Source organism: Thermococcus gammatolerans EJ3, assembly GCF_000022365.1.
Taxonomy (GTDB): Archaea; Methanobacteriota_B; Thermococci; order Thermococcales; family Thermococcaceae; genus Thermococcus; species Thermococcus gammatolerans.
Genome location: NC_012804.1, coordinates 1,308,401 through 1,328,082, shown reverse-complemented (window position 1 = coordinate 1,328,082; position 19,682 = coordinate 1,308,401). Strand labels below are relative to the sequence as shown.

Annotated in this window: 23 protein-coding genes; 12 read left to right on the top strand and 11 right to left on the bottom strand. The window is 54.4% G+C overall.

The genetic code is table 11. The features are described 5' to 3' along the window. The first annotated feature begins 5 nt into the window (after positions 1 to 5). Positions 6 to 1,166: an MFS transporter gene (locus TGAM_RS07155; protein WP_048811424.1), complete on the top strand. Its 1,161-nt coding sequence runs from the start codon at positions 6 to 8 to the stop codon at positions 1,164 to 1,166. Beyond that, positions 1,156 to 2,088 carry a radical SAM protein gene (locus TGAM_RS07150; RefSeq protein ID WP_015859025.1) on the top strand — a complete coding sequence of 311 codons (933 nt, stop codon included), beginning with the start codon at positions 1,156 to 1,158 and terminating at the stop codon, positions 2,086 to 2,088. Before TGAM_RS07155 ends, TGAM_RS07150 begins: the two co-directional genes overlap by 11 nt. On the opposite strand, the gene TGAM_RS07145 is transcribed toward TGAM_RS07150, so the two are convergent. From TGAM_RS07145 to TGAM_RS07105, 9 genes are all read right to left on the bottom strand, one after another. Continuing rightward, the gene (locus tag TGAM_RS07145) at positions 2,060 to 2,557 is read right to left on the bottom strand and encodes a hypothetical protein (RefSeq protein WP_015859024.1); all 498 of its coding nucleotides are present in this window, start codon (positions 2,555 to 2,557) and stop codon (positions 2,060 to 2,062) included. The genes TGAM_RS07150 and TGAM_RS07145 overlap by 29 nt on opposite strands. Next, positions 2,547 to 3,479, bottom strand: coding sequence for a serine/threonine-protein kinase RIO2 (locus TGAM_RS07140; protein WP_015859023.1), 933 nt, complete (start codon positions 3,477 to 3,479; stop codon positions 2,547 to 2,549). Before TGAM_RS07140 ends, TGAM_RS07145 begins: the two co-directional genes overlap by 11 nt. 79 nt (positions 3,480 to 3,558) lie before the next feature. Next, positions 3,559 to 3,849, bottom strand: a complete 291-nt coding sequence (locus tag TGAM_RS07135; RefSeq protein ID WP_048811244.1) for a hypothetical protein — start codon at positions 3,847 to 3,849, stop codon at positions 3,559 to 3,561. A 319-nt stretch (positions 3,850 to 4,168) separates the two neighbouring features. Next, positions 4,169 to 5,362: a proteasome-activating nucleotidase gene (locus TGAM_RS07130; protein WP_015859021.1), complete on the bottom strand. Its 1,194-nt coding sequence runs from the start codon at positions 5,360 to 5,362 to the stop codon at positions 4,169 to 4,171. Positions 5,363 to 5,433: 71 nt separating this feature from the next. Next, positions 5,434 to 6,174, bottom strand: coding sequence for a CRISPR-associated endoribonuclease Cas6 (cas6, locus tag TGAM_RS07125; RefSeq protein ID WP_015859020.1), 741 nt, complete (start codon positions 6,172 to 6,174; stop codon positions 5,434 to 5,436). A 132-nt stretch (positions 6,175 to 6,306) separates the two neighbouring features. Next, entirely contained in the window at positions 6,307 to 6,981 is a 675-nt protein-coding gene (gene upp / locus TGAM_RS07120; protein ID WP_015859019.1) for a uracil phosphoribosyltransferase, read from the bottom strand. Between the two features lie 9 nt (positions 6,982 to 6,990). After that, positions 6,991 to 7,614 (bottom strand): rhomboid family intramembrane serine protease, encoded by a 624-nt coding sequence (locus TGAM_RS07115; RefSeq protein ID WP_015859018.1) that lies wholly within the window; start codon positions 7,612 to 7,614, stop codon positions 6,991 to 6,993. Further along, complete coding sequence (locus TGAM_RS07110) at positions 7,604 to 8,389, bottom strand: bifunctional fructose-bisphosphatase/inositol-phosphate phosphatase (RefSeq protein ID WP_015859017.1); 786 nt, start codon at positions 8,387 to 8,389, stop codon at positions 7,604 to 7,606. Before TGAM_RS07110 ends, TGAM_RS07115 begins: the two co-directional genes overlap by 11 nt. After that, positions 8,386 to 9,204: a DUF63 family protein gene (locus tag TGAM_RS07105; RefSeq protein WP_015859016.1), complete on the bottom strand. Its 819-nt coding sequence runs from the start codon at positions 9,202 to 9,204 to the stop codon at positions 8,386 to 8,388. The genes TGAM_RS07110 and TGAM_RS07105 overlap by 4 nt, the downstream gene beginning before the upstream one ends. 160 nt (positions 9,205 to 9,364) lie before the next feature. On the opposite strand from TGAM_RS07105, the gene TGAM_RS07100 reads away from it, so the two are divergent. From TGAM_RS07100 to TGAM_RS07070, 7 genes are all read left to right on the top strand, one after another. Beyond that, a complete protein-coding gene (locus TGAM_RS07100) occupies positions 9,365 to 10,396 on the top strand; it encodes an NAD(P)-dependent glycerol-1-phosphate dehydrogenase (RefSeq protein ID WP_193777126.1) in 1,032 nt (343 codons plus the stop codon). A 34-nt stretch (positions 10,397 to 10,430) separates the two neighbouring features. Beyond that, positions 10,431 to 10,859 (top strand): UPF0179 family protein, encoded by a 429-nt coding sequence (locus TGAM_RS07095; RefSeq protein ID WP_015859014.1) that lies wholly within the window; start codon positions 10,431 to 10,433, stop codon positions 10,857 to 10,859. Positions 10,860 to 10,895: 36 nt separating this feature from the next. Further along, positions 10,896 to 11,078, top strand: a complete 183-nt coding sequence (locus TGAM_RS07090) for a hypothetical protein (RefSeq protein WP_048811242.1) — start codon at positions 10,896 to 10,898, stop codon at positions 11,076 to 11,078. Beyond that, entirely contained in the window at positions 11,068 to 11,331 is a 264-nt protein-coding gene (locus TGAM_RS07085) for a type II toxin-antitoxin system RelE family toxin (protein WP_015859012.1), read from the top strand. The genes TGAM_RS07090 and TGAM_RS07085 overlap by 11 nt, the downstream gene beginning before the upstream one ends. Positions 11,332 to 11,341: 10 nt before the next feature. Beyond that, the gene (locus TGAM_RS07080; RefSeq protein WP_015859011.1) at positions 11,342 to 12,421 is read left to right on the top strand and encodes an HD domain-containing protein; all 1,080 of its coding nucleotides are present in this window, start codon (positions 11,342 to 11,344) and stop codon (positions 12,419 to 12,421) included. Between the two features lie 93 nt (positions 12,422 to 12,514). Continuing rightward, a complete protein-coding gene (locus TGAM_RS07075; RefSeq protein WP_014121932.1) occupies positions 12,515 to 14,713 on the top strand; it encodes an elongation factor EF-2 in 2,199 nt (732 codons plus the stop codon). Positions 14,714 to 14,813: 100 nt separating this feature from the next. After that, positions 14,814 to 15,743 (top strand): NOL1/NOP2/sun family putative RNA methylase, encoded by a 930-nt coding sequence (locus tag TGAM_RS07070; RefSeq protein WP_015859010.1) that lies wholly within the window; start codon positions 14,814 to 14,816, stop codon positions 15,741 to 15,743. Here TGAM_RS07070 and TGAM_RS07065 read toward each other — a convergent pair. Beyond that, a complete protein-coding gene (locus tag TGAM_RS07065; protein WP_015859009.1) occupies positions 15,730 to 16,725 on the bottom strand; it encodes a hypothetical protein in 996 nt (331 codons plus the stop codon). The two genes, TGAM_RS07070 and TGAM_RS07065, sit on opposite strands and share 14 nt — an antisense overlap. Then, positions 16,725 to 17,297 carry a metallophosphoesterase gene (locus TGAM_RS07060; RefSeq protein ID WP_048811241.1) on the bottom strand — a complete coding sequence of 191 codons (573 nt, stop codon included), beginning with the start codon at positions 17,295 to 17,297 and terminating at the stop codon, positions 16,725 to 16,727. The genes TGAM_RS07065 and TGAM_RS07060 overlap by 1 nt, the downstream gene beginning before the upstream one ends. A 148-nt stretch (positions 17,298 to 17,445) precedes the next feature. Between TGAM_RS07060 and TGAM_RS07055 the strand changes: the two genes are divergently transcribed. The 3 genes from TGAM_RS07055 (at position 17,446) to TGAM_RS07045 (ending at position 19,670) form a co-directional block, all read left to right on the top strand. Next, positions 17,446 to 17,709, top strand: coding sequence for a 50S ribosomal protein L35ae (locus TGAM_RS07055; protein ID WP_015859007.1), 264 nt, complete (start codon positions 17,446 to 17,448; stop codon positions 17,707 to 17,709). 32 nt (positions 17,710 to 17,741) lie between these two features. Next, positions 17,742 to 18,878 carry a tRNA (guanine(10)-N(2))-dimethyltransferase gene (locus TGAM_RS07050; protein WP_015859006.1) on the top strand — a complete coding sequence of 379 codons (1,137 nt, stop codon included), beginning with the start codon at positions 17,742 to 17,744 and terminating at the stop codon, positions 18,876 to 18,878. A gap of 150 nt (positions 18,879 to 19,028) precedes the next feature. Continuing rightward, positions 19,029 to 19,670: a hypothetical protein gene (locus TGAM_RS07045; RefSeq protein ID WP_148206284.1), complete on the top strand. Its 642-nt coding sequence runs from the start codon at positions 19,029 to 19,031 to the stop codon at positions 19,668 to 19,670. The last annotated feature ends 12 nt before the right edge of the window (positions 19,671 to 19,682 follow it).

The window sequence follows — 19,682 nt, the reverse complement described above, 5'->3', positions numbered from 1 at the left end:
CCTCGATGAGAGACGTCTGGCTCCTCAACTTTTCGACCTTCTTTTTCTTCCTCGGGATAAGCGTCGTGACTCCCGTCGTTTCCCCTTTCCTCGTCAGCCTCCACGCCGAGCCCTTTCTCGTAGGTCTCATCGCTGGCGTCACCTCCTTCTTGGCCCTAATCTCCAAGCCGGTAGGTGGGGCAATCGGCGATAGGGGCTACCGCTTTCACGCCCTCGTCGGCGGGAACCTGCTGGGTCTCCTCTCGGGACTCCTCTATGTGGTTTCGGCCATAACCGCTAACGTTTACCTATTCGCCTTCGCAAGGGCCATTCACGGCTTTTCGATGGGCCTGTTCTTTCCGTCAAGCCTCTCCACGGCCGTTGATTTAGCCCCAGAGGGAAGGGTTGGCGAGACCCTCGGATGGAGGGGCATGATGTTCTCCCTCGGCAACATACTCGGGCCGGCCATAGGCGGCTACGCCTCCGACGTGATCGGATTCGCTGGGGCCTTTGCATTAACGGCCCTATTCTCAGGTGTTGGAGCACTCTTCGCGCTTACCGCCTGGCGCGGAGCCGTTGAGGTCGTCAGGCCGAGGGAGCACGAGAGGGCCAGCTACCGCGAGCTTCTCAGGGTTACTTTCGTCTCCGCCTCGCTGACGCTCTTCCTTTTCTCTATGAGCTACGCGGGTGTTATAACTTACCTCCCTGCCCTTTACAAGTCCCTTTCCCTCCCCCAGAGCCTCTTCGGTTACTATATGATGGTCATCGGCATCTTCTCCTTTATGACGCGCCTTATCGGGGGCAGGAGCGCTGACAGGCACGGGCCTCTCCCCGTGATAACCTTCGGCCTCTCCCTGCTCCTCCTCGGCTACGTCCTGCTTAACCTTTACACCCTTCCGCCTCGCTCCTACGTAAGTGCTTCCCTAGTCGGGGCCGGTTTTGGCTTAGCGGTCCCGGCGATGCAGCTGATGGCCCTCGGAAACCTTCCGAGGAGAATCAGGACGATGGGTTCTGGAATCTACACGATGTTCTTTGACCTCGGAATGCTTGCGGGTCAGGTCAGCCTTGGCTACGTTGCCCAGCTCAGGGGTTACACCGGCGTCTTCCCGCTCCTCCCGCTCATCCTGGGGGTCGGGTTTATAACCCTCTACGCGCCCATCATCTGGGGGAAGTTAAATGCTCGTTAGGGTCTCCTACGGAACGGCGATAGCGATGGGCCTAATCAGGGCAAAGCTCCTCGCCAGGCCGACGACCGCCTATCTGATGACCTACTGGCCCGGCAAGTGCGCGAACGACTGCGCCTTCTGCGCCCAGGCGCGCTCCAGTAAAGCGGACCTTGCCAAACTCTCCCGGGTTACGTGGCCTGCCTTCGAGCTCGAAAAAGTCGTTCAAGCTCTCCCCAACGGCCGTTTCGGAAGGATATGCCTCCAGACGATAGACTATCCTGGGATGCTCGACGACGTTCTGGCACTTCTGAGGGCGCTCAAGCCCCTCAGCTTGCCGGTCTCGGTCTCGATAACGCCTGTTGATAATGCCACGCTTGAGGAATTTAAAGGGCTCGGCGTTGACTACGTTGGGGTGGGTCTCGACGTTGCAAGCGAGAGGCTCTTCGGTGAAATAAAACCAGACTTTGAGTGGGATGAGATGTGGGGCTTTGCGGAGAGGATAGTTGAAGTCCTCGGTCCGGGGAAAGCTTTAATCCACGTCATAGTCGGCCTCGGCGAAACCGACAGGGAGCTCGTTGAGGTTTTCGAGAGGGCCTACTCAATTGGAGCGGACGTCTCGCTCTTCGCATTCACCCCTCTGAAGGGGACGAGGCTTGAGAACCTCGAACCACCGAGCGTTGAGCGTTACCGTAAAGTCCAGCTGGCGAGGTGGTTAATCGAACGTGATCTGGGTGATAGGATACTGTTCGAGGGGGAGTCCATAGCGGGCTTCGATTTGGAAGACATTGAGGTTCCGCCGGCAGTTTTCGCGACGCACGGCTGTCCCGCCTGCAACAGGCCCTATTACAACGAGAGGCCCGGGGGAGAGCTCTACAACTTCCCGTTTCCGCCGGAAGAGCGGTACGTTAAGAAAATCATTTCAGCCCTTCAAGGAGAGAGATGACCTCCTCCATTTCCCTCACGGAAAACTTTTCTTCAACCTTCTTTCCTTGAATCACGTTCAGGATCGCTCTTACAAACGCCTTAAGCTCTTCGTCTTCATCGGCTTGTCTTATGAAGCTTTCGGGATCGTTCTCAAGCTCCCCCAGCTTTCCTGCTTCCTTTATGACGGCCAGGATATCACCGAGCCTTTTCACGCCGAGCCGGTATAGATTTTCGTTGGGGGCCCTCACCGTTCCCCGTATCGCGCACTTCACCGCTCCTCTGTAGTTGTCCTCCTGGAGGAATATGTCGGCCAGGCGGAAGCAGGCCTCGAAGTAGAACTCAGGCTCTACGTCGAGGCTCTCGTGAAGTATCTCGTCGAGCTTCCTCTTCGCGGTTTCAAAGTCGTTCCTGTTCTCGGCCTCGATTGCCTCGCGGAAGAGCTTGACAATCCTCTCGCGCCTGTTAAGGGGCTCGTACTTAATTGCCATATCCTTCACCCCTGCTCTCGTGCCAGGCCTCCTCGAAGGAAGGCCAGATTTCATCAAAGCTCCTCTCAACCCGCCACCTCCGCCTGAAGGCGTTGATTATGACCGTTAAATCCCTCTTCAACAGCTCGTAGCTCTCCGGGTGGGCAGTAGTCAGGTGCTGGGCCCAGTCTATTATCAGGATGCCGTCGTCAGTCAAGACGACGTTGAACTCGCTCAAATCCGAGTGGACTATGCCAAAGCGCACTATCTTGAGGTACTCCTCGAGGATCCTGTCGAGGACTTCCGTTGCTTCCTCCTTCGTCAGATCGTCGTCCCTAAGCTCCGCCAGCTCCGTTCCCTCGACGAACTCCATAACCAAAACGTGCCTGTTCCAGGCTATCGGTTTTGGAACCCTCGCAATCGGGCTGAGCAGAACGAGGGCATCGTACTCCTTCTTCGCTATGAGCCTTGAGACGTAGAGCCAGCTCGTGTGGTGTTTATCGGCGAAGACGTGCGAGTGGTAGCCTGCCCTCCTCGATGCGGTTCTTCCGCCTATCCTGTTGAACTTAACGGCAACTTTCTCGCCGGTTGGCGTTATCCCGACGTAAACGTCGGCGTCCTTGCCAACTCCGATCTGCGTCGTGCTTATTGCCTCTACAACCCCTTTCCTCGCGAGGGCCCTTATGGCCAAAACGTCGTAGCCGTGTATCGTGAGCTGGTAGCCGATGTAGCCTATGTCGCTCCTCCGCCTGACGAGTGACATATCGTCGAGCTTGCCGAGCCTGAAAGAGGCCGTTTCAACATCTACCCTCGCGAAACGCGCGATGTCCTCCAACGGCACCCACTTGTGGTGCCTCATGTTTAGCTCTACTCCCCTGAGGATTCTGAAGTCCAGGTCGCGGAGGCTTGGGTACGCTTCGAGGGCCAGAAGTTTGCTGACCATCTCCTCCCTCCTAGCGTTACTTACGCTCCGATTTTATAAACCTTAGTCGGCCATCTCTGTCCACTGAAATCGTATAAACTCACGCCAGTGGTTTGAATAGTGGATCCAGTATCACGGCAGAAAACGTCCCCCTGTACCTTCTGAAACCGTATTGAACCTCTACGGTTATCTTCATCTTGATGCTCTTCTCTGAGGTGAGGTCTATGAAGGCCATCCCGTAGGTACCCTCTCCAGAATTTCCCTCGGGATGAACCTGAACTAGGTAACCCACTCCCTCTTGATCGAAGGCCTCGCTGATCTCGACTTTCCCCTGATAAGGAGGCATTACCTCAATGTAAAGTCCGTTTGCGAACTTCCTCTTTACGAGCACTTTTATGTGGGTTGTCCTCGCACCTTCCTGGGAGTTATCATCAGAATTATCTTGTTGTTGAAATCCCTGCCGATGCTTACGGTAAAGTACCCACTGAAGTTCGCGTAGAGGCTGTCCCCCTTTGCGAGCCAGTTGGTCGGGATCGCTGTCTCGTTGTAGGAACTCTTTTGTGGATATGCGGTTCAACGGTGGTTGTGAGTACGTTGTTCCACAGAAGAAAAATCACAGCCCCTATCAAACCAACCACTACTGCATACGTAAAATGCTTCTTCACAATGGTCACCTAAATAAATACTAAAAAGGAACTTAAAAAGCTATCTCACCCGTACATAACCTCGTGCATCGCTATCGCCTGGGCGAGCCTCTTCTCCGCTCCCAGAACCTTGTCCACAGCCTTGAGGAAGTCCTCCTGAGTTACGTACGTTCTTCTGTCCCTTATCGCGAACATACCGGCCTCCGTTGCTATTGCCTTTAGATCCGCACCGCTGGCCCCTTCCGTTATGTCCGCTATGATGCTGAGGTCAACGTTCCTGAGGTTCATCTTCCTCGTGTGAACCTTGAGTATCTCAAGCCTTCCGCGGAAGTCCGGGAGCGGAACCTCGATGAGCCTGTCGAAGCGGCCAGGTCTCAGTAGAGCCGGATCGAGGATGTCGGGCCTGTTGGTGGCGGCTATTACCTTGACGTTTCCGCGCGGGTCGAAACCGTCCATTTCCGCCAAAAGCTGCATTAGCGTTCTGTTAACCTCTCTCTCGCCACCGGTCGTCTCGTCCATTCTCTTAGCGCCTATCGCGTCAATTTCATCGATGAAGATTATCGTTGGGGCCTTTTCTTTTGCCATCTCAAAGAGCTCGTGAACCAGCCTTGCCCCCTCACCGATAAACTTTCTGACGAGTTCACTGCCGACGACGCGGATGAAAGTGGCGTTGACATGGTTTGCTACCGCCTTGGCCATAAGCGTCTTTCCGCAGCCCGGTGGGCCGTAGAGGAGGACTCCCTTTGGTGGTTCAATTCCAACCTTTTCAAAAAGTTCGGGGTGCTTCAGAGGCAGTTCAACGGCCTCCCTAAGCTCGGCCAGCTGTCTTTCGAGGCCGCCAATGTCCTGATACGTGACCCTGGGTTTCTCTATGACCTCGAAACCAAGAACACTTGGATCCTTCTCTGTTGGCAGGAGCTCGACTATTGCCATTGTCCTCTGGTCTAAAGCGACCCTTGAGCCGGGTTTCAGTTTGTCCCGCTCTATCCACGGCGCGATCCTGACGACGAAGCGCGGCCCGTTGTAGTTCTGGACTATCGCTCTATCGTCATCGAGAACCTCTATGACAGTGCCAGCGAAGGCCGGGGGCTGCCTGAGCCGGGACATCTCCGTCCTAAGCCTTGAGAGCTCCCGCTCGAGTCTCTCCTTGTCCGCCTCCAGGGTTCTGACCTGGAGTTCAAGCTGCCTTATCCTCCTCTTGAGGAACGTGATGTAATCCTCGTAACCTGTATCGTGGCTTACCTCATCGAAACTTCCCATTCTCTCACCTGACTATAATACCGAGAACTGCCTTTTTAACTCTATCCTTCGGAAAAAGTTCGGAAGAGGGACTATTTTTCCTCGGTGCCCTCGTCAATAACCTTGACCATGCCGAAACCGTACTTCGTCTTCTCCCCGAAGCCCAGATCGTAGCCGAATTTGGCTATCTCCCTCGAGCCCCAGTACCGGAATATCATAAGCGATCCGCGGTAGTATGTGTCCGCCACGAGAATCCTCACTGGCTTGAACTTAATGACCTCTATCTTGAATGCAGAATCCTCGGGGGTGCTCCCGTAGAGCTCGGAGTAGCGGAGGAGCATAACTTTCCTGAGCTTATCAAAGAACGTGGGCTCGTTGGGATATAGGTCCCATATTTTCATTCTGTTGTTTGAGATCTTAACGGTGCGGACTATTATCGGGCTTAGCGTTGAGAAGAGGGTTCCGTCTTTTATCCTGGGCTCCTTGAGGGGTTTAACATCTTCAGCAACGAAGTCGGTCTCGCCGATCCTTATGGAGGGGCTGGCCATGAATCCCTCAACTATCGCCCCTATAACCTCGGGAGAATGCGACGAAACGTACAGTGAGACCGTCTCGGATAGAATCCGTATGCCGCTCTCGGGGATTAATTCTCTCTTTCTCACCAGTATGCGGGAGAACGTGAAGTGATCAACGTGGCTGACCTCCACCTCCTGAGCCAGCCGGGGGGAGATCAGCGAAATCTTCTCCACGATCTGGCGGTACACCTCGTAGTTGTAGTTGAAGGGCAGGATTGGATCATCCCCAACGGGCCTGAGCCTGATTTCGATTCTCATTTTAGCCCCTCCGGGTTGGGTTGTAGACAGTTGATTTTTGAGTCCAATGCTAATAAGGTTTTCGTAACGCACCTTCGAATTTAAACTACTCCCAAACGTCATCTTGAAATTTTAAGGATAAGGAGAACGAACTTATCGGGGACTCTTCAGGGGCGCTCCGAAAGCCCTGTCCCCGGCGTCCCCGAGGCCCGGGAGGATGTAGCCCTTCTCGTTCAGCTCCCTGTCGACCTTGGCGACGAAAATTTCCGCCTCGGGAAAGGCCTCCTTGATCCTGCTGATTCCCTCAGGAGCTGCGAGCACCCCCAGGATGATAAGCCTCTTTGGCCTTCCGTACTTTGACACCTCTTTGAGAACCCGGATAAGCGTTGAGCCGGTGGCAATCATGGGATCTGCCACTATGACGGTATCATCTGGCTTCACGGTCGGTATCTTGATGTAGTTCATCTCGATCTCAAACTTCGGGGCTTTTCCACGCGAAGCCGAGACTATGCCCACCCTTGCGTGCTCAAAGACCTTTATCAGACCCTCCATCAGGGGTATTGCCGCCCTCAGCACGGTTATGATAACGACGTTTCTCCTGTCCTTCACGAGGATTCCCCTGGTTTTTTCCAGCGGCGTCTCGACCTCGATCTCCTCAACGTCCATCGTCTTCGTCAGCTCGTACCCCATGTACCTACCGAGCTTTACGAGACCCTTTCTGAAGGCTATGCTGTCCGTGTTTTTGTCCCTCAACTCGGTCAGGATCTCCATTATGAAGGGCGAGTCCTCAAAGGAGTAAACCCCGTCCCACCTCTCGTCCCGTCTCATACTACCACCTCAGTAAAACTCATCCCAGTAAAGCATCCTCATCATCCTCTCCTTGACGTAGTTGCCGTAGATATAGCCGAAGGCTATCCCAACGAGCAGGCCCCCAAGATGTGCTATGGCATTAACGTGGGGCATCCAGCTGTTTATCAGGAAGAGAAAGAACGCGTTGGCCAGAGCACTCTGGATGTTCTTCTTCAGTATGCCCTCTATCATTATCAGTGCCCCTGCTATGCCGAAGAGGGCCCCGCTCGCTCCTCCACTTATTGTGTACGGATCCATAAGGGCTACGCTGAGGACGTTACCGAACAGGCCGGCGGTTATGTAAAGGATCAGGTACCTCCACCTGCCCACGAAGAGCTCCAGCTGGCTTCCCAGATATATGAGGAAGAAGGTGTTCATCGCCAGGTGGATCCAGCTCAGGTGCACGAACATCGCCGTGAAGAGCCTCCACCACTCGTGGTGCTGGGTCACGAGGACGTTCACGAGCGCGAGCTTTAAGAGAGCGTAGACGGATGGCCCCGCTATCGAGTCGCTCAGATGGAGCTCGTAGAGGTAAACAGCAACGTTGATGAAGGCGAGGGTGTAGGTGAGCCACGCGTATCTCACTGCTTTTACAAGATCCTCAACTCCCACTACCGTTCACCTCTTCGAGAATTATCCTGAGCAGTTCCTGATCGCTCACCGCTATCAGGTTCATCTTCTCTTCAGCGCTCAGATGCACGTCTATATCCTTTCCGGAGTCATCGACGACGAGCCCACCAGCTTCACGCACTAGCATAACCCCTGCCGCCACGTCCGTTGGTCGTACGTAATTCCTTATGTCAACCACGCCCTGGAGCGTGCCCCTCGCGAGGTACGCCAGCTCTACCGCTATCGCCCCGAGGACTCTAACCCTCTTAACGCGGCTGATAAGTCCCACGCCCCTTCCCCGGGTGTAGAAGCTTATCGCCGCCCTCGATGCTGGAACCTGCTGAACCTTAATTGGCCTTCCGTTCATAAATGCTCCGTTCCCAGGGATTGCTTCATAGTAGTTTCCTGTGGTGAATTCGTAAAGGGCGGCGTAAACAGGCTTTCTCCTTCGGAACAGTGCGAAACTGAAGGCGAAGATTGGTATGCCCGCGGCGAAGTTGTATGACCCATCGATTGGATCAACTACCGCTGTGTACTCGCTTCCGACGTCTATGGTACCGACTTCCTCGCTGACGACGTTTATCCCGAGGATTTTCAGCCTCTCCAGAACCATTTCCTCGGCAACCTTGTCCACGTACTTGGTAACGTCTCCGCTGACGTTCGTTCCAACGGTTTCTCCCGCTTTGGGTTTTCCAAAGATAGGCATGACGACCTTTTCAAGATCCTTGGCAAGGGAAAAAACGACCTCGTTCCATATGACCTCCGATGGGTCGGTCATCTTCCCACCCCCATGAGCGTTATGAGTAGGTTCCTCGTCCCGGGCCCAAAGCCGAGGATGAACATGGCCAGTTTAACGAAGTTTATTAAATCCGGGTCTTCATCCTTCATCTCGACGTCGAGTATCCACACGATTGGGAGCAGGATGATCAGCTTTTCGAGGTACATCACCGCCGCCGTTCCCGTCAGGTCTATCAGCGTTCTTGCGAGAACGTGTTGCTCCCAGTAACCGAAGAACTGTATCCCAACGAAGGTCGTCGTCGCGTCGTAGAAGTGGGTGTAGAAAAGCAACCTGTTGTTTCTGATGAGCTCGAACTTCCGGGAGAGGGTCCATATGAAGGCCTCGGCAACGAGGAGGGACGGAATGAAGTACTTGAAGTACTCCCACCGAAAGTTCACCTTGTCGAGGTTTATTATCAGAATGAAAAGGAGACCGCCGACGAGGAGAAAACCAACGTCACGGTAGAGGGGATACAACTTTTCTCCGGTTCCAACGTGTCTCCACACGACGAGGAGCGATGCTATCGCGAAAGCAGCTATCACGAAGTAGCCCCCTGGGCTCACGGTGAGGTACGTCCTGGGGAGCATCCCTACATCGGTCATGGCCCTCATTAGTGGCCCGAGGAATATGTAGGGCATCAGCGCCACGAAAAACCTCTCGTCCACCTTCACCCCAAGCCGCTTGAGAAACCGGTAGAGCAGCAGAACCGCGATCCCGAGGATTATCGCGTACACGAGCGTGTTCACGGGATTGTAGCCCTGGTTGTACTTTATTGGATCCACGAAGTACCTCTGGAAGAACTCCTGAAGACCCATCCGACCACCGTGTAAGAGTCGGGGCCGGACACTTAAAGGTTTCCTCCGGATTTATGCCGTATTTATACCGTGAACTTTGACGTTGTTCCATCACGTGCCCAACCCAATCAATTTTTAAGTCCCGGCACCTTAGTTAGATGAGGTGAAGAAAGTGCACCTGATGGAGCTCCCGCGGGAAGTGCTTTTGGGCGAGAACTTGGCAGGGGAAACCGTGAGCGTTGCCAAGAGGCTAAAGCTCGGCAGGAGGGTTCTCGTTCTCTACGGCCCCAAGACAAAAGAGATAGCGGGGGGGGAGGTTGAGGAAAACCTCTCCCGCGAGTTCGAGGCTTCTGGAGTCGTAGTTAGGGGAGCCACTATGGAGGAAGTTGAGAGGGTCATTGCCATAGCCAGGGAGACCTCCGCTGACTGGATGATAGCCGTTGGTGGGGGCAGTATAATCGACGTTGCAAAGCTCTCCTCGTACCGGGTGGGAATCCCTTTCGTCAGCTTTCCAACGACGGCTTCTCACGATGGAATAGCAAGCGCCAACGCCTCAATTAAGGATCTCGGCTCAAAAACGTCGGTGAAGGCCAGGCCCCCGATAGCGGTGATAGCCGACGTCAGTGTAATCAAAACTGCTCCCTACCGCTACCTTGCGGCGGGAGTTGGTGATATCATAAGCAACCTAACGGCGGTAAAGGACTGGCAGTTGGCCCACAGGATTCGCGGTGAGTACTACAGCGAGTACGCGGCATCGCTCTCCCTCATGAGCGCGAAAATGGTCATAAAGAACGCCGACATAATTCGGCTTGGAAACGAGGAGAGCGTGAGAAAGGTTATCAAGGGCCTCATAAGCAGCGGCGTTGCAATGAGCATAGCCGGTTCTTCAAGGCCCGCCAGCGGAGCGGAGCATCTCTTCAGCCACGCCCTCGACATGCTTGCTCCCAAGCCAGCCCTCCACGGGGAGCAGTGCGGCGTCGGGACGATAATAATGGCTTACCTTCACGGGCTGAAGTGGGAGAGGGTTAGGGAAACCTTAAAGAGGGTAGGGGCACCTACCAACGCATACGAGCTTGGAATCGATCCTGAGATTATAATCAAGGCCCTCACTATAGCTCACACCATAAGGCCTGAGCGCTACACAATACTTGGAAAGGAGGGTCTGACCTGGGAGGCCGCTGAAAAGGCCGCTAAAATCACGGGGGTTATCTAACGGTCATGTCTTCAGAGATTAGGAGGTGTTTGAGATGGTCATCACACTGGTTGGGGAAAAACTGGCAAAACCCGGGCTTGAGTTCATCTATTACGGGCCCGCTGAACCGTGCAAGAGTTGCAGACTGGCAAGAGTTTGCGTTGGGAACCTCGAACCCGGAAGGCGCTACAAGATCGTCAAGGTAAGGAACATAGAGCACTCTTGCCCGTTGCACGAGGGCAAGGTTCGTGTTGTTGAGGTCGTCGAACCTGCAATAGAAATCCTCGTTGATCCAAGGACGGCCATAGTGGGCTCCAAAGTGACGCTGAAGTTCGTTGACTGCCCTGATCCAGAAAAGGCAGACCTGGTGAAACCAGAGGGTCTCTTTGAGGGGGACACCGTGAAGATCCTCGAGATCCTCGACGACGTGGAGTGTTCAGGGCGGAGATACAAGCTCGTCCGCGTCGTCCGGGAGAAGGAGTGAGGTTTTCTTTTTTATAAATCTTCGGGGGGTGATGTGATGAATACCCTCGCTGAGATCCGTCACAGGGTAGATGAACTAGAGAGGTTCCTCCGCGAGCTCATAGAGGTTAACCTCCAGCTTATAGAAGAAGCCGAACCTGAGGAATGGGAGCGAAAGGCTGTAAAGGAGAGAAAGAAAGACGAGTTCCTTAACTGGGACGTGATAAGGAATGAGCTTTGAGAATAAGCTCCTTATCAGCAGGAAGGCTACTAAGGAGCTTCGAGAAGTTCCCGAAAAAGAACGGGAACTGATTAAAGATCGCATCTCTAAGCTGGCGTTCTTTCCTCTTGCGAGGCTTGATGTTCAAAAGCTTAGAGGGTATGAAAACATATACCGTCTTAGAGTGGGGGAGTACCGGATTATATTCGAGTACCAGAAACGTGAAAGATTGATAAAAGTTCTGAAAATTGGAAAGCGTGAGAACGTTTACTGAGGGATTTCCCATGAAGCTCGTTCACGGCCCCGTTCACGGGACTATAGAGCTCGACGATTTCGCGGTTGAGCTAGTGGATACGCCCGAGTTCCAGAGGCTGAGGAGAATAACCCAGCTCGGTTTTGTGTTTCTTGCCTATCCGACGGCCAGACACACCCGCTTCGAGCACTCCCTCGGAACGTTTCATCTCGCCAGAAAGCTAGTGGATCATAACCCCGATGTGGAGAGGGGCGTGATCTACGCTGCCCTGCTTCACGATCTCGGCCAATATCCCTTCTCTCACACTCTTGAGGCCATCTATCCGAGGCATGAGGAAAATACGGCTTGGTTCATCAAGAACGGCGAGGTCAGGGATATCATCGAGGAGTCGTATTCCATCGGGGAGTTCCTCCGGTTTCTCAAGCATCCCGTCGTCAGCGGGGACATAGACGCTGACAGGATGGACTACCTCATCAGGGACGCATATTACACTGGCGTTGCCTACGGCCTCGTTGATCTCGACAGGCTGATCAGAAACCTTCACTGGGACGGCGAGAGGCTTGTGGTCCTGGAGAAGGGCATCATGGCGGCTCAAAACCTCCTCTTGGCAAGGAGCATGATGTACCCAACGGTTTACCTCCATCACGTTTCCAGAATAGCGGGGGCAATGCTCGTTGAAGCAGTTAAGCTTGAGGGAATTCCGCTCGACGAGATACGCCTCATGGACGAGATCGACCTCGTGGCTAGGCTCAGGACGAGCGACAAGCCAGAGGTCAGGGGGCTCATTCGTGCCATAGACTCCCGGAAGCTCTACAAGCGTGTCATATGGAGCTCTGAACCCCTCGAAAGGGATCTCCTCGAAGAGTTAAGGCGAGAGCTTGAAGCCGAGTTCGGACACCTCGCGTTGCTCGATTATCCTCCGAAGCCAAAGTTCGAGGAAAAGAACGCCTTCGTTCTTGTCGAGGGGAAGCTGAGGAGGCTCAGCGACGTCTCTCCCCTGGTCCGCTCGCTCTTCGAGCTGAAGGACACTTACTGGCGCTGGGGAGTCTATGCTGAAAACTCGGAGGTTGAGCGGGTTCGGAGGCTGGTTTCACGCCTTCTCGTCTTCTGATCTTCCTCCCCAATGCTCTTTCGCTTCCGGGGAAAAGCTTTATAACCGAGCCTTTTAAGTTAAGCCGACAAGCTCATCCAAAGGTGGTGCGTTATGGGAAGAAGGGAAGAGATGATCGCGAAGATTAAGGAATTGATGACCCAGCCTGAGAGAATCAGGAACATGGGTATTGCCGCTCATATTGACCACGGTAAGACGACGCTGAGCGACAACCTGCTCGCCGGTGCCGGAATGATTAGCGAAGAGTTGGCAGGAAAGCAGCTCGTTCTCGACTTCGACGAGCAGGAGCAGGCGAGGGGTATTACAATCAACGCGGCCAACGTTTCGATGGTCCACAACTACGAGGGCCAGGACTACCTCATCAACCTGATTGACACCCCGGGTCACGTTGACTTCGGTGGTGACGTTACCAGGGCCATGCGTGCCATTGACGGTGCGATTATAGTTGTCGACGCCGTCGAGGGTGTCATGCCCCAGACAGAGACCGTTCTCAGGCAGGCCCTCAGGGAGTACGTCAAGCCGGTTCTCTTCATCAACAAGGTTGACCGTCTCATCAAGGAGCTCAAGCTCGGCCCGAACGAGATACTCCAGAGGTTCGCCAAGATTATTACCGACGTTAACAGGCTCATCAAACGCTACGCCCCCGAGGAGTTCAAGAGTCAGTGGATGGTCAAGGTCGAGGATGGTAGCGTCGCCTTCGGTTCGGCCTACTACAACTGGGCCCTCAGCGTCCCGTTCATGAAGAAGACCGGCGTTTCCTTCAAGGACATCGTCGAGCTCACCAACAAGGGCGACCTTAAGGGGCTCCGCCAGAAGGCTCCGCTTCACGTCGTCGTCCTCGATATGGTTGTCAGGCACCTCCCGAACCCGCTTGAGGCCCAGAAGTACAGGATCCCACACCTCTGGAGGGGTGACATAAACAGCGACGTCGGCCAGGCTATGCTCAAGTGCGACCCAAAGGGCAAGATGGTCATGGTCGTCACCAAGATCATCCTCGACAAGCACGCCGGTGAGGTAGCTACCGGCCGTGTCTGGAGCGGTACCGTCAAGACCGGCCAGGAGGTCTACCTCATCAACAGCAAGAGAAAAGCTAGAATCCAGCAGGTCGGTATCTACATGGGTCCCGAGAGGATCAACATGGAGGCTGTCCCCGCTGGAAACATCGTTGCCGTAACCGGTCTGCGCGATGCTATGGCCGGTGAGACCGTCTCAGTTGAGAAGATCGAGCCCTTTGAGGCCCTCCACTACACCAGCGAGCCCGTCGTTACCGTTGCGATTGAAGCTAAAAACGTTAAGGACCTTCCCAAGCTCATCGAAGCTTTGAGACAGCTCGCCAAGGAGGATCCAACTCTGCACGTTAAGATCGACGAGGAGACCGGCCAGCACCTCCTCAGCGGCATGGGTGAGCTTCACCTCGAGGTCAAGCTCTACAGGCTCAAGACCGAGTGGAAGCTCGACGTTGACGTTTCACCGCCGATCGTCGTCTACCGCGAGAGTGTAACCAAGAAGAGCCCGATAGTCGAAGGAAAGTCTCCGAACAAGCACAACAGGTTCTACATCACCGTCGAGCCGATGCCGGACGAGATCTACGAGGCAATTCGCGAGGGCATTATCCCGGAGGGCAGGCCCAAGAACCCGAAGGAGGTCGCCAAGAAGCTCGCCGAGCTCGGTATGGACTACGAGCTTGCCAAGGGCATTGTCGACGTCTACAACGGCAACATGTTCTTCGACAACACCAAGGGTATCCAGTACCTCAACGAGGTCATGGATCTCCTCGTCGACGGATTCCACATGGCGATGGACGAGGGACCGCTCGCCAAGGAGCCAGTCATGAAGGTCATCGTCAGGCTTCACGACGCCAAGATACACGAGGACAACGTCCACCGCGGTCCGGCCCAGATCTACCCGGCCATCAGGACCGCAATCCACTGCGCCATGATGAAGGCAGGTCCGGTCCTCTACGAACCCTACCAGAAGGTCATCATCAACATACCCTACGAGTACATGGGTGCCGTCAGCAGGGAGCTCAACCAGAGGCGCGGTCAGCTCATCGACATGAGGCAGGAAGGCGAGGTCATGATTATCATCGGAGAGGCTCCAGTTGCAGAGATGTTCGGATTCGCCGGAGCCATCCGTGGTGCCACCAGCGGAAAGGCCCTCTGGACTACAGAGCACGCTGGCTTCAAGCGCGTTCCGAACGAGCTTGCCCAGCAGATCATCAGGCAGATACGCCAGAGGAAGGGCCTCGATCCGAACCCACCGACCGAGAAGGACGTCTGCCCGCAGCAGTGAGGGCTTTCGCTTTTGTTTCGCTTTTCTCCCTTTCTCAGTTCGTGGGAGTGGCCCCCGTGCACAAACGAAGGATTTTAAACTCCCTTTTCCAACCCTCGTCATGCTCGAAAAGTTGTTTTCCCTCGGCTACTCCAAGACCTTCGCGGAGCGCTATTACGAGCTCTGGGGCGAGAGGGCCTTAAGCATAGCCGAGGCGATGGAAAAGCCCCTGCCAAGGTGCTTCCGCGTGAACACGCTTCGCATTGAGATTCCAAAGCTTACAAAGCTCCTCAACAAGAAGGGCTTCCAGTTTAGGAGGATTCCCTGGGCGAGAGAAGGTTTCTGCCTCACGCGCGAGCCGTTTTCGATTACATCAACGCCCGAGTACCTGAGCGGTCTCCTCTACATCCAGGAAGCGAGTTCGATGTATCCTCCCGTTGCCCTTGAGCCGAAGCCCGGCGAAGTCGTTGCAGATATGGCCGCCGCTCCAGGAGGAAAGACGAGCTATTTGGCCCAGCTTATGGAAAACGAGGGAATAATCTACGCTTTTGATGTCGGCGAGGAGAGACTGAAGGAGACCCGCTTAAACCTCTCTCGCCTCGGCGTCACTAATACAGTTCTCTTCCACCGCTCGTCGCTCTACATAGACGAACTCGGCGTTGAGTTCGATAAAATCCTCCTCGATGCGCCGTGCACAGGTTCAGGGACGATACACAAGAACCCCGAGCGGAAGGCTAACCGCACGATAGAGGATGTGAAGTTCTGCCAGAACCTCCAGATGAAGATGCTTGAGAAGGGACTGAGCGTCCTCAGGAAGGGCGGAATCCTGGTTTACTCAACCTGCTCACTCGAACCGGAGGAGAACGAGTTCGTAATCCAGTGGGTTCTGGACAACTTCGACGTTGAACTGCTTCCCCTCCGCTACGGCGAGCCCGCACTAACGAGACCCTTCGGAATCGAGCTGAGCGAGGAAATAAAGAAAGCAAGGCGCTTTTATCCCGACAGACACGGGACGAGCGGTTTCTTCGTGGCGAAGCTCAGGAAGCTTTGACTTCACCCTCTTCTCTGGTGTCTCCGAGGAGCTTCTCCTCTATCTCGTGGAGCCTTCTCCGAACGTCCTCGCTCAGGAGCTTTTCAAGCTCCTCCCTCGCGGTCTTGGCCAGCTCGAACTTGGAGTCAAACTTTCCCAGCTTCACCCAGTCTATCTTCTTGCCCTCGACGAAGACGTCTATGTCGCAGAGCCGTTTGTAGCCCCGGTATTCAAGCCCCTTCAGCAGGAACTTCACGCGGAGCGGGTCTTCCCATGTCAGGAGCTTAAGCTTGTAAACCGGAACGCGCATGAAAGGCCTCGGGTAGTCCCAGTCCCAGCCCTCACCAACGATGAAGCCGAGGTCAAGGTCCTCTATGACGAGCATGAGCCTCTCGATGTTCTCCTCGTAGCGCTTCGCCGTGTCGTAGAGCTTTATCGTCATCTCGTTCCACTCGGGCATGAGCTTGAGGAGCAACAGCGGGGTGTCCATGAGCAGTTCCCTGTAAACGCTCAGGAAGTCCCTCCTCACGAGGACGGCTCCTTCCACGTCCTCTGGCCCTATTGGCGAGTTCAGCTTTTTCCTCGTCAGGCCTATTATCGTGTCCATAGCCTCGCCCTCATCGAGGGCGGTCCTTATGTCCATAACCTCTCCGTTATACTTCTCGGCTATCAGTTTGAGCCCTTCCCCGACTCTATCGGGAACCCTGAGGAATATTATCGCGCTCTCGACGTGAACCTTCTCGACTGGCAGGTTGGCGTTTATGATTCTGCTCAGAACGGCTGGAGCGTGGCACCTTATGAGGAACGCACTCTCGGGGGGAATGGTTTCTTTCTTCCACTCGTCCGTGACGAAAAGCACGGTCTCAAACTCGCTGCTCTCCTTTATCGCGATGTCAGTTGGAGTCTTTTCAACGCCGAAAAGCTCCTCGATTGCTGATTCAACCGCTTCCCTGTGTGGAGTCCTCAGGAAGATAATCGATGGCCCAAAACGGAGCAGTCTCATCACAACCCCCTCCAAAGCCTGTAACCCCTGGCCGTGTCGGTTCCCACGGGGTAATCCACCTTAACGACCCTTCCGCTCGGCAGGAAGATGAAGTTGACGCCGAGAACCGCGTTCAGTCCCCTGGGGATGGCTTTGAAGTTATGGCCGTAGAGCTTGAAGTCTGCCTCCTTATCTGCAACGTCCCGCCAGCAGTGGCCGAGCGCGAAGGTCTTTCTGCAGATCTCGACGATGCTTCCGGGCTCGACGACACTTTCCCCAAAGAACCGTCTCAAAAGCTCGGGATCGTCCTCGTTGCCTGGAACTATGTAAAGCTTCGCTCTAGAGCCCTTGAGAATCCGCGCGAGCTTTCTCAGGCCTGCTTCATAAGCTGGCTTTAGGTCAGGTCTCCGCTCCAGCTTGATGTTGTCAACTAAATCGCCCGTGTGGATTATCACATCTGGCCGAGCCTCTCCGATGAGACCTTTGAGAAAGGGATAAACGCGCTCTGGCGTGTCCCCTATGTGCATGACGAGGGTTTCTCCTGAATTCTGTCTGAGCTTTCTAAGCTTTCTCCTCCTCAGGAAGCCGAGCATCGGGAGCACTGATGAACGTTGGTTGGTTTGTGTATATTACCGTTTCTCCTCTTAACGGCAGGCAATCCAGCGAACGGGTCGATCTTGGGGTGGGGCTGGAAATAACATTTAAAAATCCACGTTTCCCTATCAGCTTGGGGTGAGGGTCATGAGGCGAAAGGCCCTGATCCTCGCCTACGCCGGTTCCCACGAGCACAGACACAACCACCACATGATTCTCAAGCCAATCGGCGTTGAAGACAGGGCGGGGGCGAGCGCCCTCATCGGCAGAAAGGTGGTGTGGAGGACACCGACCGGCAGGAAAATGTTCGGGAAGATTCTGAGAGTTCACGGTAACAGAGGGGAGGTCAAGGCATACTTTAAGCCCGGCCTTCCAGGTCAGGCCCTCGGCGATTACGTCGAAATCCTTTAAATCCCCACATCATTTCTTTTTCCGGTGGGAGAATGGAACTTGTGGAGATCAGGGAAGGACTTGCGAGGGTGTTAGTTCCAAAGGCTGAAAGAATATACGATGCGCCGGTTTTTTACAATCCTGTGATGGCCCTCAACAGGGATATCAGTGTTCTGGCCGTGAAAGCCCTCTCCCCGAGACGCGTCCTTGATGCCCTCTCCGCAACGGGAATCAGAGGCCTCAGGTACTCCCTTGAAACGTCAGCAGAGGAAGTCTGGATGAACGACATCAATGAAGATGCGTTTCGCCTTATCCTCAAGAACCTTGAGCTGAACTTTGGATCGAAACCGGTGCTCGCGAATGGAAGGGCTGAGCTTGGACTACCTGAAAAGCGTCTCGTTGTAAACCTCGGCGATGCCAATAAGCTCATGTCTGAGAACTTCAGGTACTTTGATTTCATAGACCTTGACCCCTTCGGGTCACCTGTGGAGTTCCTCGATTCAGCCCTTCGATCCGTGCGGAGAAGGGGCTTTCTCGGGCTCACCGCGACCGACACCGGGGTTCTCTGCGGAGCTTACCGGAGGGCATGCAGGAGGAAATACCTCGCTGAGCCAATTCGAGGTGAGTTGTGTCACGAGGCAGGTCTCAGGATTTTAATAGGAACGATCGTTAGGTACGCGGCCAAGTACGATCTCGGCGTTGAAGTTCTGCTGGCATATTACCGTGATCACTACTTCAGGGTCTTTTTGAGGCTGAGGAGCGGGGCAAAAAAGGCAGACGAAAGCGTTGAGCTCTTGGGTTACCTGTGGCAGGATGAAACTGGAAAGTTTAAGTACGAAAGAGACTTCCTCCCCGGCAAGCGGGGGGCGTACGGGCCAATGTGGCTCGGGCCGCTCAAGAACCAGGCTTTTCTGGAGGAACTTGTGAGGCTCACCAAAACATCCGAGGAATCAATATCCCACAGGAAAACCTTCCAATTCCTTTCGTTGCTGGTGGAAGAGCTCGACGTTCCATTCCATTACGATACTCACGCACTTGCAAGAAAAAACGGCCTTGAGGTCGTGAAGATTTCAAGAGTCATCGAGACCCTTCACTCCCTTGGTTTTGAGGCGACGAGAACGCACTTTTCCCCAACCTCTATAAAGACGAACGCACCCTTCGATGTTGTGCTCAGAAGCATGAGAAAATGAGGAACAGGGCTTTTGCCCGGACTCTAATATGCCTAGTGCTCATGCGTTGATCCTGGCGGTAGTCATCAACGTGGTTATCCTGTTCGTGATCTCCCATTTTGGTTTTCCCGAAACGCAAGATATAAATAGGTTCGCACCATTCACAGGATGATGGCGCTGGTTTTTACTGCTCCCGGGGAGAGAGAAGAGGTAAAACCTTTCGAGGGCTTTCCCTTTGGAATAAGTAGGGGTAGCTCCGTTGCCGTGCTCTTCTCCGATGAACTTTCGGAGGTTTTTCTGCTCGCCTACATTGAAAGGGCCTTCCTCGAGAGGGGCAAGGTGTACCACGTCCAGGTCAGTGGTGGCTTTTCCCCGTTGGTTATCCACAGGATCGCAACCGACACCGGGAACCTGCATTTCGGAAGGACGTATCGCATTCAGGACGTAATCAGGGCTCTGGATGTCGTTGATCCGGGTTCTGCCTTAGTTGTTTCTGGATTCCCTCTGCTGGAGGGCAGGAACGGATCCACTGTGGTGGAGGTACTCGAGAGGGCCAGCGAGCGGGATTTAACACTGTTCCTCTCCCATACACCTCTTGTCCTCAACGAGCTGGATCTCTTTGGCGAGTTCACACGGTATTTTGAGTTCCCGGAGCTGTTTGAATACCTCCTCGTCGCCCGTGTCAAGTCATACCGGGGCCACTACCGTCTGGGAATCTCTCTTTTAAGGGCACCCGGAGAGTTGGTGTCTCTTCTTGGAGAACATTCCGTCCCGATTGATAAGGAGATAGCACCAATTCTTAACCCCAAGTGACTCAAAAACGCA